Origin of the sequence: Streptomyces sp. NPDC127068, from assembly GCF_042724695.1 — a bacterium.
Taxonomy (GTDB): domain Bacteria; phylum Actinomycetota; class Actinomycetes; order Streptomycetales; family Streptomycetaceae; genus Streptomyces.
On the sequence record NZ_JBHXEN010000039.1, the window covers coordinates 67,062 to 81,486 of the forward strand.

General features: G+C 71.9%; 10 protein-coding genes. 9 read left to right on the plus strand and 1 reads right to left on the minus strand.

Annotation, left to right across the window (positions count from 1 at the left end; genetic code table 11):
• Positions 1-64 precede the first annotated feature (64 nt).
• Positions 65-1,450, minus strand: coding sequence for an MFS transporter (locus tag ACFWIA_RS23825; protein ID WP_387008277.1), 1,386 nt, complete (start codon positions 1,448-1,450; stop codon positions 65-67).
• A 419-nt stretch (positions 1,451-1,869) separates the two neighbouring features.
• Here ACFWIA_RS23825 and ACFWIA_RS23830 point away from each other — a divergent pair, with 419 nt between their 5' ends.
• The 9 genes from ACFWIA_RS23830 to ACFWIA_RS23870 all read left to right on the plus strand — a co-directional run bounded on the left by ACFWIA_RS23830 (position 1,870) and on the right by ACFWIA_RS23870 (position 14,226).
• Complete coding sequence (locus ACFWIA_RS23830) at positions 1,870-2,853, plus strand: DUF3027 domain-containing protein (RefSeq protein ID WP_387008279.1); 984 nt, start codon at positions 1,870-1,872, stop codon at positions 2,851-2,853.
• 497 nt (positions 2,854-3,350) lie between these two features.
• On the plus strand, positions 3,351-6,617 hold the full coding sequence (locus tag ACFWIA_RS23835) for a sacsin N-terminal ATP-binding-like domain-containing protein (protein ID WP_387008281.1): 3,267 nt from the start codon (positions 3,351-3,353) through the stop codon (positions 6,615-6,617).
• Between the two features lie 243 nt (positions 6,618-6,860).
• Positions 6,861-7,631 (plus strand): calcium-binding protein, encoded by a 771-nt coding sequence (locus ACFWIA_RS23840; protein WP_387008283.1) that lies wholly within the window; start codon positions 6,861-6,863, stop codon positions 7,629-7,631.
• Positions 7,632-7,963: 332 nt separating this feature from the next.
• A complete protein-coding gene (locus tag ACFWIA_RS23845; protein WP_387008285.1) occupies positions 7,964-8,818 on the plus strand; it encodes a calcium-binding protein in 855 nt (284 codons plus the stop codon).
• Positions 8,819-9,074: 256 nt separating this feature from the next.
• Positions 9,075-9,890 carry a calcium-binding protein gene (locus tag ACFWIA_RS23850; protein ID WP_387008287.1) on the plus strand — a complete coding sequence of 272 codons (816 nt, stop codon included), beginning with the start codon at positions 9,075-9,077 and terminating at the stop codon, positions 9,888-9,890.
• Positions 9,891-10,180: 290 nt separating this feature from the next.
• The gene (locus ACFWIA_RS23855; protein WP_387008289.1) at positions 10,181-10,969 is read left to right on the plus strand and encodes a calcium-binding protein; all 789 of its coding nucleotides are present in this window, start codon (positions 10,181-10,183) and stop codon (positions 10,967-10,969) included.
• Between the two features lie 260 nt (positions 10,970-11,229).
• Complete coding sequence (locus tag ACFWIA_RS23860; protein ID WP_387008291.1) at positions 11,230-12,075, plus strand: calcium-binding protein; 846 nt, start codon at positions 11,230-11,232, stop codon at positions 12,073-12,075.
• A 261-nt stretch (positions 12,076-12,336) separates the two neighbouring features.
• The gene (locus ACFWIA_RS23865) at positions 12,337-13,167 is read left to right on the plus strand and encodes a calcium-binding protein (protein WP_387008293.1); all 831 of its coding nucleotides are present in this window, start codon (positions 12,337-12,339) and stop codon (positions 13,165-13,167) included.
• Positions 13,168-13,425: 258 nt separating this feature from the next.
• The gene (locus ACFWIA_RS23870) at positions 13,426-14,226 is read left to right on the plus strand and encodes a calcium-binding protein (RefSeq protein WP_387008295.1); all 801 of its coding nucleotides are present in this window, start codon (positions 13,426-13,428) and stop codon (positions 14,224-14,226) included.
• The last annotated feature ends 199 nt before the right edge of the window (positions 14,227-14,425 follow it).

Consider the following 14,425-nt stretch of genomic DNA (forward strand, 5'->3'; position numbering starts at 1 on the left):
GTGTGACGCGGGTACGGCGCGCCGTACCGGTGCTGGTGGGGCCGACGGGGTCAGCGGAGCCGGATCAGGCGACGCGGGGCCGGGCGGCACCGCCCCGACGGGCCGCGGCGAGCAGCCCCCGCGCCGTCGACAACCAGCCCACGGCGACGATCCCGGCGGCGACGAAGAGCCCCAGCGTTCCGTTCAGCGGCAGACAGATCCCGATGGCGCCGCCCACCACCCACGCCATCTGGAGCAGGGTCTCCGAACGGGCGAACGCCGAGGTGCGGACGAACTCGGGCACGTCCCGCTGGATCAACGCGTCCAGCGACAGCTTCGACAGCGCCTGGGCGAAGCCGGCGACCGCCGCCAGACACGCCACCAGCACCGCGCCGAAGAACACGGCCGCCGTGATCGCCATGGTGAGCACCCCCGCGATCACCGTGACGATGATGACCTCCGGAGCCCGGGTCCGCAGCCACGCCCCCACCGTGGTGCCCAGCGCGTTGCCCGCCCCCGCGGCGACCCCCACGATCCCCAGGGACACCGCGGCGCTCTGCCCCGTCATCGGGTGCTCGCGCAGCAGGAACGCCAGGAAGAAGATGAGGAACCCGGACAGGCACCGCAGGGACGCGTTCGCCGCCAGGGCGTGCGTCACCGCGGGGCCGACGGTGCGCAGGCCCGGCCGGCGGTCCTTGCGGTACGGGCCCCGCAGCGGCTCCGGGTCCGCGGTGAGCAGCGCCCGGGCCTCGCCCTTGGCCGAGTCGACCTTGGGCGGCATCCGGAAGGACAGGAACGTGCCCGCGACGAACAGCACGAACGCCCCGTACAGCGGCCAGCGCGGGCCGACGAGCTGGAGCCCCGCGCCGATCGGGGCGGCGATGCCGGTGGCGAGCAGCCCGCCGAGGGTGACCCGTGAGTTGGCGCGCACCAGCGAGAAGTGCGGCGGCAGCAGCCGGGGCACCACGGCGCTGCGCACCACCCCGTACGCCTTCGACGCGACGAGCACCCCCAGCGCCGCCGGATACAGCTCCAGACCGCCCGTGACGACGGCCCCCGACAGCAGCAGCGCGAGGACCGCACGGGCCAGCATCGCCCCCGCCATCGCCGCGCGCCGCCCGTGCGGGAGCCGGTCCAGGAGGGGGCCGATCACCGGGGCGAGCAGGATGAAGGGGGCCATGGTGATCGCCAGGTAGAGGGCCACCCGGCCGCGGGCCTCGTCGGTGGGGACGGCGAAGAAGACCGTGGAGGCGAGCGCCACGGTGATCATCACGTCGCCCGCGCCGTTCACCGCGTGCAGTTCGATCAGTTTGCCGAGCCCGGACTCGCCGGCGCCGTGCGCGTGGGTGGCCTTGCGGATGCCCCGGGCGGTGCCCGTGAAGGGGAGGTGCAGCGCGCGACCCACCGCGCGGCCGGCCCGTCGCACGGGGCCGGGCTCGCCCGGACCACGGGACGACCTGGCTGCTGCCACCCCGTCATAGTGCCCCCAACAGGGTGCGCGTAGTGCGGATACGGCGTCCACCGGACGTGGCGTGGCCCACGTGTCGCCCTGTTCGGCGGGGGGTACCCGAGGCGGTCGTGACGGTGCGCGGCGCGGCCGGGCGGGGCGTACGGAGGTCTCGGCCCGGGAACGAACGCGTGCCGCACCGTACGCCGGTGTGGGCGCGGGCCGCCGGAGAGGGTAGCGTGCGTTACGCGCCTGCGGTGATTGGTCCTGGCCGCGCGCCTCTCGCTCATCACGCAGAATGGATGACACAGGTGCGCCCGGGTGGCCGGGCGCGGACGTCGACGCGGCCCACAGGTCCGCTCCGTCCGCGTTCTCGGTGGAACCGGTCCGCCGCCCGACAGGAGGGCGCACCCGTCAGTCGGCGTAGGAGAGAAGCGATACCCGTGACCGCAGCGACAACGCGAAGCCGCACCCCCGACCGTCAGTGCGCCGAGGCGGTCGACCTCGCCCGCACCGCCGCCGAGGAGGCCGCCGCGCCGGGAGTGGTCGGCGAGCACGTCGGGACGGTCGTCGAGGGCGACCGGGTGCTCACTCACCTGTTCGAGTGCAAGGACCCCGGCTACCGGGGCTGGCGCTGGGCGGTCACGGTGGCCCGCGCGTCCCGCGCCCGGATCGTGACGATCGACGAGACGGTGCTGCTGCCCGGCCCGGACTCGCTGCTGGCACCCGAATGGCTCCCCTGGAGCGAGCGGCTGCGCCCCGGTGACCTCGGCCCCGGTGACCTCCTGCCCACGGAGGACGACGACCGGCGGCTGGAGCCTGGGGTCCCCGAAGCGGCCGGGACCGAGCCGGAGGCCCCCGCCGAGGAGGCGCCCGGGGCGGCCGGTGACCCGCGGCTCGCCGGTGGGTGGACCGGGGCGGACGAACCCGCGCCGAACTCCGTCCACTCGACGGACGCGGAGGAACTCGCGGCGGCCGAGGAAGCGGCCCGCGCCGCGGGCGGCGTCGACGGACCGCCGCCCGCCGTGCCGGTGGCGCCCTCGCGGGCCGCCGTCGCCTCGGTCGCGCGGGAGCTGGGGCTCGGACGGGCGCGGGTGCTGTCGCAGTACGGGTTGCGGGAGGCCGCGGAGCGGTGGGACCTGGCGTTCGGCTCGGCCACGCCGATGGCGCAGGCCGCGCCCGCGAACTGCGGTAGCTGTGGTTTCCTCGCCCCGCTGGGCGGGGCGCTCGGTCAGGCGTTCGGTGTGTGTGCGAACGAGTTCGCTCCTGCGGACGGGCGGCTGGTGTCCCTCGCGTACGGGTGCGGGGCGCATTCCGAGGCGGCGGTCGTTCCGCGGAGTACCCGGGTGGGTACGCCTGTGCTGGACGAGACGATGGTGGAGGTGTTCCCCCTCCACCCCGCCGGGGACGACCCGGGCCACGCGTAGCGCGGCGCGCTGCTCCGTCCGGGTGCGCTGCGGTTCCCCGCGCCCCCTTCGGGTGCGTTCCGCCGGGCGTGCGCTGTCCCGTGCGGGTGCGCCCTGGTCGCTCGCGCAGTTCCCCGCGCCCCTTGGGCATCCGCTGGCGGGCGTGGCCTGTCCCGTGCGGGTGCGTCGTGGTTGCTCGCGCAGTTCCTCGCGCCCCTATCGGGGCACGGTGTGGCTTTGCGTAGTTCCTCGTGGGGATCTGCGACGGCGAGGAGCGCCCCGACAGGGGCGCGGGGAACTGCGCAAAACACCAGCGCACCCGCACGGGAACAGCGCAGGCCCGCCAGGACGCCCCGATAGGGGGCGCGGGGAACTGCGCGAGCAACCACAGCGCACAGCGCAGCGCAATCGCACCGCACCCCCCTGAGGCCCCCCGCCCCAGGGAAGACGGTACGTTCGGGCCCGCACGCCCGGAGCCACTGGCCGCGGGCCGAAGGACCAAGGACAAGGAGCCCCCCGTGACCCCGTTCGCGAGCCCCGCCGCCCCGGGACCCGGAGCCCCGGACCCCTTCGGCACGACCCGCCTCCGCCAGGAGGTCCTCACCGCGTGGCGCACCACGCCCACCCGCTTCCGCGAGGACGCCAACGCGGAGGAAGACCTCGCCCTCGGCGGCCACCGCGACCGCCTCGTCGTGGAACTCGCCCAGAACGCCGCCGACGCCGCCGCCCGCACCGGCGCCCCCGGCCGCCTCCGCCTCACCCTCCACGACGACGGCACCCCGCACGGCGCCCTCGCCGCCGCGAACACCGGCGCCCCCCTGGACGAGGCGGGCGCCCTCTCGCTGTCCACCCTGCGGGCCAGCGCGAAGCGCGACACCCCCGCTGACACCCCCGCGTCCGGCGCCGTCGGCCGCTTCGGCGTCGGCTTCGCCGCCGTGCTCACGGTCACCGACGAACCCGCCGTGCTGAGCCGCACCGGCGGCGTCCGCTGGTCCCTCGCCCAGGCCCGCGCCCTCACCGAGGACACCGCCGCCGGCGACACCGCCCCCGGCACCCTCGCCGACGAACTCCACCGCCGCGAGGGCCACGTACCGCTGCTGCGCCTGCCGTTCCCGGCGGAGGGCACCGCGCCCGAGCCGTACGACACGGTGGTCCTGCTGCCGCTGCGGGACGCCGCCGCCCGCGAGCTCACCGAACGCCTGCTCGCCGGGGTCGACGCGGCCCTGCTGCTCACCCTCCCCGGCCTGGCCGAGGTCGTCGTGGAGACCCCGGACGGCACGGTCCGCACCCTCAGCCGCCGCGCGGAGGCCCCGTACACGGTGATCGAGGACTCCCGTGACGGCACCACCCGCTGGCGCACCGTCAGCCGCAACGGCGCGCTGACCCCCGCCCTGCTGACCGGGCGCCCCGTCGAGGAACGACTGCGCCCGCACTGGTCCGTCACCTGGGCCGTCCCGGTGGACGACGAGGGCGCCCCCCGCCCGCCCCGCACCGCGCCGGTGGTCCACGCGCCCACCCCCAGCGACGAGCCCCTCGGCATCCCGGCCCTGCTCATCGCCTCGTTCCCGATGGACCCGACCCGCCGTCACACCGCCCCGGGCCTGCTGACGGACTTCCTCACCACCCGCGCCGCCGACGCCTACGCGGAACTCCTCGCCGCCTGGCGCCCGGTGGGCCCCGGCGTCATCGACCTGGTGCCCGGCCCGCTCGGCCGCGCAGAACTCGACGGGGCGCTGCGCGCCGCGATCCTGGAACGGCTGCCCCGCACCGCGTTCCTGCCGCCGGTCGCCCGGACCCTCCCCGCCCCCGATCTCGCCCTGGACGAGTGGGGCGGCGACGGGGAGCGGGCCCCGGAGGACGGACACGCCCTGCGCCCCCGGGACGCCGAGCTGGTCGAGGGCGCCGGTTCCGACACCGTCCGGGTGCTGGCCGAGGTGCTGCCGACGCTGCTCCCGGCCGGCCTGGAGCGCCGGGCGGAACTGCGCACCCTCGGGGTGGCGCGGGTGGCGCTCACGGACGCCGTCGACCGGCTGGCCGGCCTGGAACGCGACCCCGCGTGGTGGTGGCGCCTCTACGACAGCCTCGCCGGGGTCGACCCGGACCGGCTGACGGGCCTCCCGGTGCCGCTCGCGGACGGCCGGACGACGATCGGGCCCCGGCAGATCCTGCTGCCCGCGCCCGGTCAGGGCACCGGCACCGTCGAGGGACCGGACACGCCCGCCGCGCTGGCCCGGCTGGGCCTCAAGGTGGTCCACCCCGACGCCGCCCACCCGCTGTTGGAGAAGCTGGGCGCCCTGCCCGCGACCCCGCGCGCCGTGCTCACCACCCCGCAGGTCAGGGCCGCGGTCGCCGCCTCCCTGGACGACGAGGCGTGGGACGACCCGTACCTGCTGGACGGCCCCGCGGACGGTGCGGGGGCCGCCGCGCCGTGGGGCGCGGAGCAACTCGCCGAACTGGTACTCGGGCTGGTCCGGGACGCCAACCTGGCCCCGGGCGACGAACCGTGGCTCGGGGCGCTGGCCCTCACCGACGAGGATGGCGAGCCGGCGCCGGCCGGTGAACTCGTCCTGCCGGACAGTCCGTTCGCCCAGGTCATCCGGGAGGGCGAGCTGGCCGCGGTCGACGCGGAACTCGTCGAGCGGTGGGGCGAGCAGCCGCTGACCGCCTGCGGGGTCCTCGCCGACTTCGCCCTGGTGCGGGCCGGCGACGTGGTGCTCGACCCGGACGAGTTGGAGCCCCGTGACGGGGACTTCGCCGAGCCGGACGACGCGGGTCTGCTGGACGCGGTCGACGTGTGGTGCGAGGACGTCCTCGACCGGCTCCCGCACACCCCGGTCCCGCCGGTGGCCACCGAACTCGTCGCGGTGCGCGACCTCGACCTGGTCGACGACGACCGCTGGCCGCAGGCCCTCGCCCTGCTGTCCCGCCCGCCGCTGCGTGACGCGCTCACCCAGCCGGTGCGCGTCCTGCTGCCGGACGGCACCACCGAGTCCGTCCGCCCGTACACGGCCTGGTGGCTGCGCGGGCACCCGGTGCTGGAGGGCCGGCGCCCGGCGGGACTGCGCGCGGCCGGTTCGGACCCGCTGCTCGCCGGTCTCTACGAGTCGGCCGACGCGACGGGCTTCGAGGACGCCCAGGTGCTGCGGGCCCTCGGGGTGCGGACCTCGGTGACCGCGCTGCTCGACGAGCCGGGCGGCGCCGCCGAACTCCTCGACCGGCTGGCGGACCCGGAACGGGACGTCACCGCCGCCCAGTTGCACGCCCTGTACCGTGCGTTGGCGGAGCTCGACCCCGGGCAGGTGACCCTTCCGGAGGAGCTGCGCGCGGTGGTCGACGGCCGGGTGACGGTGGTGGACGCGGCGGACGCGGTCGTCGCCGACGCCCCGGACCTGCTGCCGCTGGCCGCCGGGTTGCCGTTGCTGCCGGTTCCCCCGGCCGGAGCCGCCGCGCTCGCCGAACTGCTCCAGGTACGGCTGTTGGGCGCGGTGGTCGAGGGCGGGGTGTCGGACGACGGGGTGGTGCGGACGGTGCCGGAGTCGGTCCGTACGCTGCTCGGCACGGCGACCCCGGCCACGTACACGGAGCACGAGGAACTGACCGTCGGGGGTGCGGAGGTCGACTGGCGCCGCACGGCGGACGGGACCGTGCACGCGGCGACCCTGGAGGGCGTGGCGGCGGGTCTCGCCTGGGCGGCGGGCCAGTGGCCGCGACGGTTCGAGGTCGCCGCGCTGCTGGAGGACCCCTCGCGGACGGACGAGTTGGCGCGGGACCGCTGGTTCGACTAGACCGCTACGCCCCGTCTTGAGCTGATTCGCCCGCCGGGGCTCTGGCGATATTTTCTTGTTAACGCGGCTCACACGGGAAAAAAGTGTGGACGACTGCAACCGTTCAATGGCATGGTGTGTGTAGTCAGTTGAGCCGACCGGCTCCGCAGACCAAGTCGAAGTCGGGCTCCCGAAAGGCCCCGCGCCCCAGAATTGGGGGGTGGCGCGAAAGGCCCCGGGAGCCCCTGAACATCTGGGGAATCCATGCGCAAGCGCGTATCCGCCGCCGTGGCCACCGGCGCACTCGCCCTGACCGGCCTGGCCGTCCCGGCCGCGCACGCCGCTCCGGCCGACGAGCAGATCAAGCTCAGCAACATCAAGGTCAACGGCGGCAAGGACGTCGCGATCGGGACCGGCAACAAGAAGTTCACGATCACGTTCGACGCCAGCCACAGCCACAACATCGACCCCGACCCGCACATCACGGCGTGGAAGGGATCGATGGGCATCCTCCTGCCGGAGGAGTTCGGGCACAACCACTGCAAGGAAACCTCCGCCACCAAGTCCTCCTGCACCGCGACGTTCAACGTCAACCCGCAGGACTACGACATCGACAACAGCGAGGCCGGGACCTGGAACACCGAGGTCTTCATCAGCTCGCAGGAGCCCAGCTTCGACTTCCTCGAAAAGGACAACATCAAGAGCTTCAAGATCCTGCGGGCGGCCAAGCTGACGGCCAACGCGTCGCCGGAGCCGATCAAGAAGGGCAAGACCCTCACGATCACCGGCGCCCTGACCCGCGCCAACTGGGACACGTACAAGTACGCGGGTTACACCTCCCAGCCGGTGAAGCTCCAGTTCAAGAAGAAGGGCGCCGCGACCTACACCGATGTGAAGACGGTCAAGTCGGACAGCCGTGGCAACCTGAAGACCACGGTCAAGGCCAATGTCGACGGTTCGTACCGTTACAGCTTCGCCGGCACCTCGACGACTCCGGCGGTCAGCGCGTCCGGCGACGCCGTGGACGTGACCTGATCTGATCCGACCCGGAGCGGTCGATCCGGCGGCGTGGGCAAGCATCGGCCCGCCCCGCAGGGACGGTTCCCCTTCGGCACGGTGACACCGGGCGCCGTCGCGGCGCCGCCCCGGCTCGGGGCGGGGAGCACCCGCGGCGGCGCCCGCGTCTGTGGGGTGCCCGCGGGCCGAGCAGCCGCACCTCCTCGTACAACCATTCACCCGGGGCGCGGGTCTGTGGTGGTGGAGTCATCGGACTCCGCGACCGACCGGGCCTCCGGGAGGCGGTGCGCCCCGTGATGTGGGGGGTTGGTGCGCCGCACCGTTGGCCTTTGAGCAAGTGGGGAAAACACATGCGCATCCGTGCCTCTGTCGCCGTGGTCACCGGCGCTCTGGCCCTTTCCGCCCTCTCCATCCCGTCCGCGCAGGCCGCGGACGGCGGAGTGGACCTGCCGAAGGCCCTGGACATCGCGAAGTCCGCCGGGCCGTCCGCTTACAGCTCGGGCGCCGGCAAGATCACCAAGGTCACCATCAACGGTGGCAAGGACGTCGCCGTCGGCACCACCAAGAAGAAGTTTGCCGTCGAGATCAGCGCATCCGACAAGAGGGGCGTCGAATTCGCCCTCGGCTTCCTGTGGCGCGGCAACACCCTGGAGAACGCCACCGCCATGCTGGGCCCCGAGGATCCCACCAGCGACCCGTGCAAGTACACGGCGACCAGCGCCACTTGCAAGTTCACCTTCTCGGCGGACCCCAAGGCCGACCTGGCCAACAAGGACGCCGGCAACTGGAAGTTCCTGGCCATGGCCTTCCGCCCCACGGACCCCGCGAACCTCGATGACGACGGTCTCATCGCGGCGGAGGAGAACTTCAAGACGGCCAAGGTCCTGCGGGCGGCGAAGGTGACGGCCAAGGCGACGCCGGACCCGATCAAGAAGGGCAAGACCCTGACCATCGGCGGTGCCCTGACCCGCGCGAACTGGGACACCAACAAGTACGCGGGCTACACCGCCCAGCCGGTGAAGCTCCAGTTCAAGAAGAAGGGCACCACCAGCTGGACCACGGTGAAGACGATCAAGTCGGACAGCCGTGGCAACCTGAAGACCACGGTCAAGGCCGAGCGTGACGGTTCGTACCGTTACAGCTTCGCCGGAACCTCGACCACTCCGGCGAGCAACTCGTCCGCCGACGCCGTGGACGTGCGCTGACCTAGCGGCACCGGGCGCCGTCGCAGTGCGCCCCGGGCTCCGGCTCGGGGCGGGGAGCACCGCGGCGGCGCTCACGTGTGTCCGACACCTGTCGGGAAAAAGATGCATGAATTACTACAACCTTTTCCCGTGTGGTCGGTCTGTGGTGGTGGAGTCATCGGACTCCGCGACCGACCGGGCCTCCGGGAGGCGGTGCGCCCCGTGATGTGGGGGTGGTGCGCCGCACCGCTGGCCTTTGAGCAAGTGGGGAAAACACATGCGCATCCGTGCCTCCGTCGCCGTGGTCACCGGCGCCCTGGCCCTTTCCGCCCTGTCCGTCCCGTCCGCGCAGGCCGCGGACGGTGGACTGGACTTCCCGGGAACCTCCGGCCCGTCCGCCTACAGCTCGGGCGCCGGCAAGATCACGAAGGTCACCGTCAACGGTGGCAAGAACATCGCGATCGGCCTCGGCAAGAAGAAGTTCACCGTCGAGGTCAGCGCCTCCAACAAGGGTGGCGTCGGCGCCGCCGTCGCCATCCTGTGGCGCGGCAGCACCCCCGAGACCGCCACGAACTTCCTGGAGCCCCAGGAAGTGGGCGACATCCCGTGCAAGTACACGCGGACGACCGCCACCTGCAAGTTCTCCTACGTGGTCGACCCCAAGCCCGACCTGTCGAACGGTGACGCGGGCAAGTGGAAGGTCTGGGCCATGGCCGTCGACGGCAACGGGGACACCGTCGCGCTGAAGGAGAACTACAAGACGGTCAAGATCCAGCGAGCGGCGCAGGCCACGGCCAACGCGACGCCGGAGCCGGTCAAGAAGGGCAAGACCGTGACGGTCACCGGTTCGCTGACACGTGCGAGCTGGGACAACAACAAGTACAACGGCTTCGCGAGCGGTTCGGTGAACCTGCAGTACAAGAAGCTGGGCACCAGCCAGTGGAAGACGCTGAAGACGGTGTCCGCGGACAGCCGCGGCAAGGTGAAGGCGACCACGACGGCGACGAGTGACGGTTACTACCGCTTCCAGTACGCCGGTTCGACCTCCACGGGTTACGCGGCCTCCGTCGCCGACAAGATCGACGTTCGTTGATGCTCGCCCACGCGGGTTGAGCGGCCCGTGACGGAGGGTTCCGTCGCGGTGGAGTGGAGCCGAGCGCTGTTCGGGGCGGGACCCTTCGGGGGACCTCTGCCCGCCCCGGGCGGCGCTTCGGCGTATCCAGAGGGCGCGTACAACCATGGCGCGCGCCGGGGCGTCTACCCCGCTGGAGTCTTTGACTCCGCTCTCAAGTTCTTCGGCCCCCGTGGCCGCACGCCCCGATCCCTTCGCTCACCGGGAACTGCGTGCGCTGCGTTCGTGGGCCCACAGTGACAGGAACATGCATGAGAACTCGTGCCTTCGTCGCTCTGACGACCGGCGCCCTCGCGCTCACCGCCGTGACCGTTCCGGCCGCGCACGCCGCTGGCGGGTCCGCCGCCCCGAAGATCAGCAACGTCTCGGTGAACGGCGGCAAGGACGTGGTGGTGGGCGTCTCCAAGAAGACGTTCACGGTCAAGTTCACCGTGAAGCACGGCTCCGCCATCTCCAACGCCCTCGCGGCCATGTGGCGCGGCCCCAATGAGGACGTGCCTGACCGGATGATGTTCCCGGACATGGGCCTGGAGCACCCGTGTAAGAAGGTCAACAGCACCACCTCCACGTGCTCCTTCAAGCTGGTCGCCCACCCGAAGGCCTCGTTCCCCGAGGGTGACCTCAAGAACGTGGACACGGGCCGCTGGAACCTCATGGCCCTGGTGGCGGACAGCAAGGAGAACGAGACCCAGAAGATGAAGGCCGCGACCGCGCTGGTGAAGCGGGCGGCGAAGGCGACGGTCAACGCCTCGCCGGAGCCGGTCAAGAAGGGCAAGACCCTCACGATCACCGGCACCCTGACCCGCGCCAGCTGGGACACCCACAAGTACGGCGGCTTCGCGAGCAGCGCGGTGAAGCTCCAGTTCAAGAAGAAGGGCACCACCCGGTGGACGCCGGTCAAGACGGTGTCCGCGGACAGCCGGGGCAAGGTGAAGACCTCGGTCAAGGCGTCGGTCGACGGTAGCTACCGCTTCACCTACGGCGGTTCGTCCTCCACCGGTTCCGCCACCTCCACCGGGGACTTCGTCGACGTTCGTTGATGCTCACTGCTGCGGTGAGGTGAGTCGGGTGCCGTTCGGGGCGGGGCCTCTTCGGGGGACCTCTGCCCGCCCCGGGCGGCGCTCCGGCGTATTCGGGGGCGCGCGTGCAACCAATGCGCCCCCTGGGATGTCTGTATCCACGGAGTCTCGACTCCGATCCGCTGTTCAGACCATTTGGGCCTCCGTGACCGCACAGTTCAAGCTGCCGGGGGGCAGCGTGCGTTCGTCGCGATGACGGCCCCACAATGACAGGAACATCTATGCGAACTCGTGCCTTCGTCGCTCTGACGACTGGTGCCCTGGCGCTCACCGCCGTGGCCGTTCCGGCGGCGCACGCCGATGACCGCCCCACCGGGTCGGCCCTGCCGTTCAGCTCCGCGTCCGCCGCTGCGGCCCCCGGCGGCCCGAAGATCAGCAACCTCTCCGTCAACGGGGGCAAGGTCGTGATCGCGGGCGTCTCCAAGAAGACGTTCAACATCAAGTTCACCGCGAAGGACTCCGACGGGATCGCCTTCGGCATCGCGGCCCTGTGGCGCGGCGGCCCCAACGCCGACCGGGCCGAGAAGCTGCTGTCCATCGCGGAATACACGAACCCGAACAACCTGTGCAAGCGGGTCGACTCGACGACCTCCACGTGCACGATCAAGGTGCTCGCCGACCCGAAGGCCCCGATCTCCGAGGGTGACCTCGACAACGCGAACGCGGGTCGCTGGAACATCGCCGTCTACGCGGAGGACAAGCGCGAAAAGGGGACGGAGAACCAGCGGTACGGGACCCACTACGTGAAGCGTGCGGCGACGGCGACGGCCAAGGCGACGCCGAACCCGATCAAGAAGGGCAAGACCCTGACGGTCGCGGGTTCGCTGACCCGTGCGAACTGGGACACCAACAAGTACGCGGGCTTCGCCGGCCAGTCGGTGAAGCTCCAGTACAAGAAGAAGGGCACCGACACCTGGACGACCGTCAAGACGGTCTCCTCCAACAGCCGGGGCAAGGTCGAGGCGAAGGCCAAGGCGACCGCTGACGGTAGCTACCGCTTCACGTACGGCGGTTCGACCACGACGGGTTCCGCGTCGTCCAAGGCTGCCGTCGTCGACGTGACCTGACCTGACCTGATCGTCGCGATCGGGTGAGCCGAGCGCTGTCCGGGGCGGGGCCTCTTCGGGGGACCTCTGCCCGTCCTGGGCGGCGCTTCGGCGCATCCGGGAGGGGCGCGTGCAACCAATGTGCCCCCTGGGATGTCTGTTCCTACGGAGCCTCGTCTCCGCCTTTTTCGACCATTGGGCCTCCGTGACCGCACAGTTCACACTGCCGGGGGGCAGCGTGCGTTCGTCGCGATGACGGCCCCGCACTGACAGGAACATCTCATGAAGGCTCGTGCCTTAATCGCTCTGACGACTGGTGCCCTGGCGCTCACCGCCGTGGCCGTTCCGGCCGCCCACGCCGACTACCGGCTCGCCGGATCGGCCGTCGCTGCCGCGCCGAGCGGCCCGAAGATCAGCAACGTCTCCGTGAACGGGGGCAAGGACGTGACGGTGGGCGTCTCCCACCGGACGTTCACGGTCAAGTTCACCTTGCAGGACCCCGACGGGATCAAGGGGGGCGTGGCCGCCCTGTGGCGTGGTGGCCCCGATGCCTACCGGTCGGACAAGCTGCTGGCTCCCGGGGAGGACTTCACCCCGGAGAGCCTGTGCAAGCGGGTCGACGCGACCACCTCCCACTGCACCGTCAAGGTGCTCGCCGACACGGACGCCCCGCCCGAGATGCCTGAGGACAACCTCCAGAACGCGGACGCGGGTCGCTGGAACCTCTTCGTCTTCGCGGAGGACCGGACCGGGAAGAAGACCGAGAACCACAAGGTCACGACCCACCTCGTGAAGCGGGCGGCGAAGGCGACGGCCAAGGCGTCGCCGGACCCGGTCAAGAAGGGCAAGACCCTGACGGTCGCGGGTTCGCTGACCCGTGCGAACTGGGACACCCGCAAGTACGCGGGCTTCGCCGGCCAGTCGGTGAAGCTCCAGTTCAAGAAGAAGGGCGCCGAGGCGTGGACGACCGTCAAGACGGTGTCCGCGGACAGTCGGGGCAAGGTCGAGGCGACGACGAAGGCGTCGGCCGACGGTAGCTACCGCTTCACGTACGGCGGTTCGACCACGACGGGTTCCGCGTCGTCGAAGGCCGACGCCGTCGACGTGACCTGATCAGATCTGACCTGATCGTCGCGGTCGGGTGAGCCGAGCGCTGTCCGGGGCGGGCCCTCTTCGAGAGAACTCCGCCCGCCCCGGGTGGCGCCCTGCGCGCGCCCCTGCACTCCTGTACCTCTCAACCATCGTGTCCCCCGCGGGGTCTTGGGACATGGAGCCGTCCGGCTCCCTGACTCGACCGTCGGCCCCGGCCGTACGCCCCGGAGCGGGGGGTGGCGTACGTCCCCGGTGGCCTGCACCGACAGGGGAAGAACGATGAGAAGCCGCGCCTTACTCGCACTGACCACGGCCACGCTGGCGCTGACCGCCGTGGCCGTACCGGCTGCGCACGCCCACGACGGGCCCGCCGCCGTTCCGGCGCCGGGCGAACCGCAGATCACCGACGTGTCCGCGAACGGCGGGCAGGAACTCGTGGTCGGCCTCACCCGCAAGAACTTCGACGTCACGTTCACCGCCACCGACGACTCCGGCATCGCCTACGGGCAGGGGTTCGCCTGGTGGGCCGATGCGGGCAGCCTCTACCGGATGCTCGTTCCGTACGGTGTGCAGCCGATCTGCACGGACGTCAACGCGACCACGGCCGCGTGCGCCACCCGTAACATCGCCGACCCGAACCACCCCGACGACCGGCGCGACCTCACCAACGAGTTGGCGGGCCGCTGGGACGTGTACGCCGTCGCCCAGGCCCGCGACGGTGGAGGGGCCCAGAACCCGCAGGCCACCACCGTGACGTTCAAGCGGGAGGCGAAGCTGAGCGTGGACGCCTCGCCGGAACCGGCGGGGCCCGGGGACGTCCTCACGGTCACCGGCTCCCTGACCCGCGCCGACTGGGACGCCAACAAGTTCCGTGGCTTCGCCAGCAGCGCGGTGAACCTTGAGTACCGCAAGAAGGGCACGGACACCTGGACCACGGTGAAGACCGTCCAGGCCGATGCCCAGGGCAAGCTCAAGACGAGCGTCAACGCGTCGGAGGACGGCTACTACCGTTACGTCTACGCCGGTTCACGCACCACCGGCGCGGTCACTTCCGCTGCGGACTTCGTCGACGTGATCTGACGGTTCCCCTGAGGGTGCGCGGTGGTCACCCGCGCAGTTCCCCGCGCCCCTGTCGGGGCGTCCACCTGGCGGTGCGCTGCTCCCGTGCGGGTGCGTCGTGGTCGCCCGCGCAGTTCCCCGCGCCCCTAGACGGGTTCTGCGACGGCGAGGAGCGCCCCGATAGGGGCGCGGGGAACTGCGCAAAACATCAGCGCACCCG

Excerpts from the sequence above, each read along its gene's own strand:
- ACFWIA_RS23845 (WP_387008285.1), top strand. The coding sequence starts at position 7,964 with ATGCGCATCCGTGCCTCTGTCGCCGTGGTCACCGGCGCTCTGGCCCTT.
- ACFWIA_RS23840 (WP_387008283.1), top strand. The coding sequence starts at position 6,861 with ATGCGCAAGCGCGTATCCGCCGCCGTGGCCACCGGCGCACTCGCCCTG.
- ACFWIA_RS23850 (WP_387008287.1), top strand. The coding sequence starts at position 9,075 with ATGCGCATCCGTGCCTCCGTCGCCGTGGTCACCGGCGCCCTGGCCCTT.
- ACFWIA_RS23870 (WP_387008295.1), top strand. The coding sequence starts at position 13,426 with ATGAGAAGCCGCGCCTTACTCGCACTGACCACGGCCACGCTGGCGCTG.
- ACFWIA_RS23865 (WP_387008293.1), top strand. The coding sequence starts at position 12,337 with ATGAAGGCTCGTGCCTTAATCGCTCTGACGACTGGTGCCCTGGCGCTC.
- ACFWIA_RS23855 (WP_387008289.1), top strand. The coding sequence starts at position 10,181 with ATGAGAACTCGTGCCTTCGTCGCTCTGACGACCGGCGCCCTCGCGCTC.
- ACFWIA_RS23860 (WP_387008291.1), top strand. The coding sequence starts at position 11,230 with ATGCGAACTCGTGCCTTCGTCGCTCTGACGACTGGTGCCCTGGCGCTC.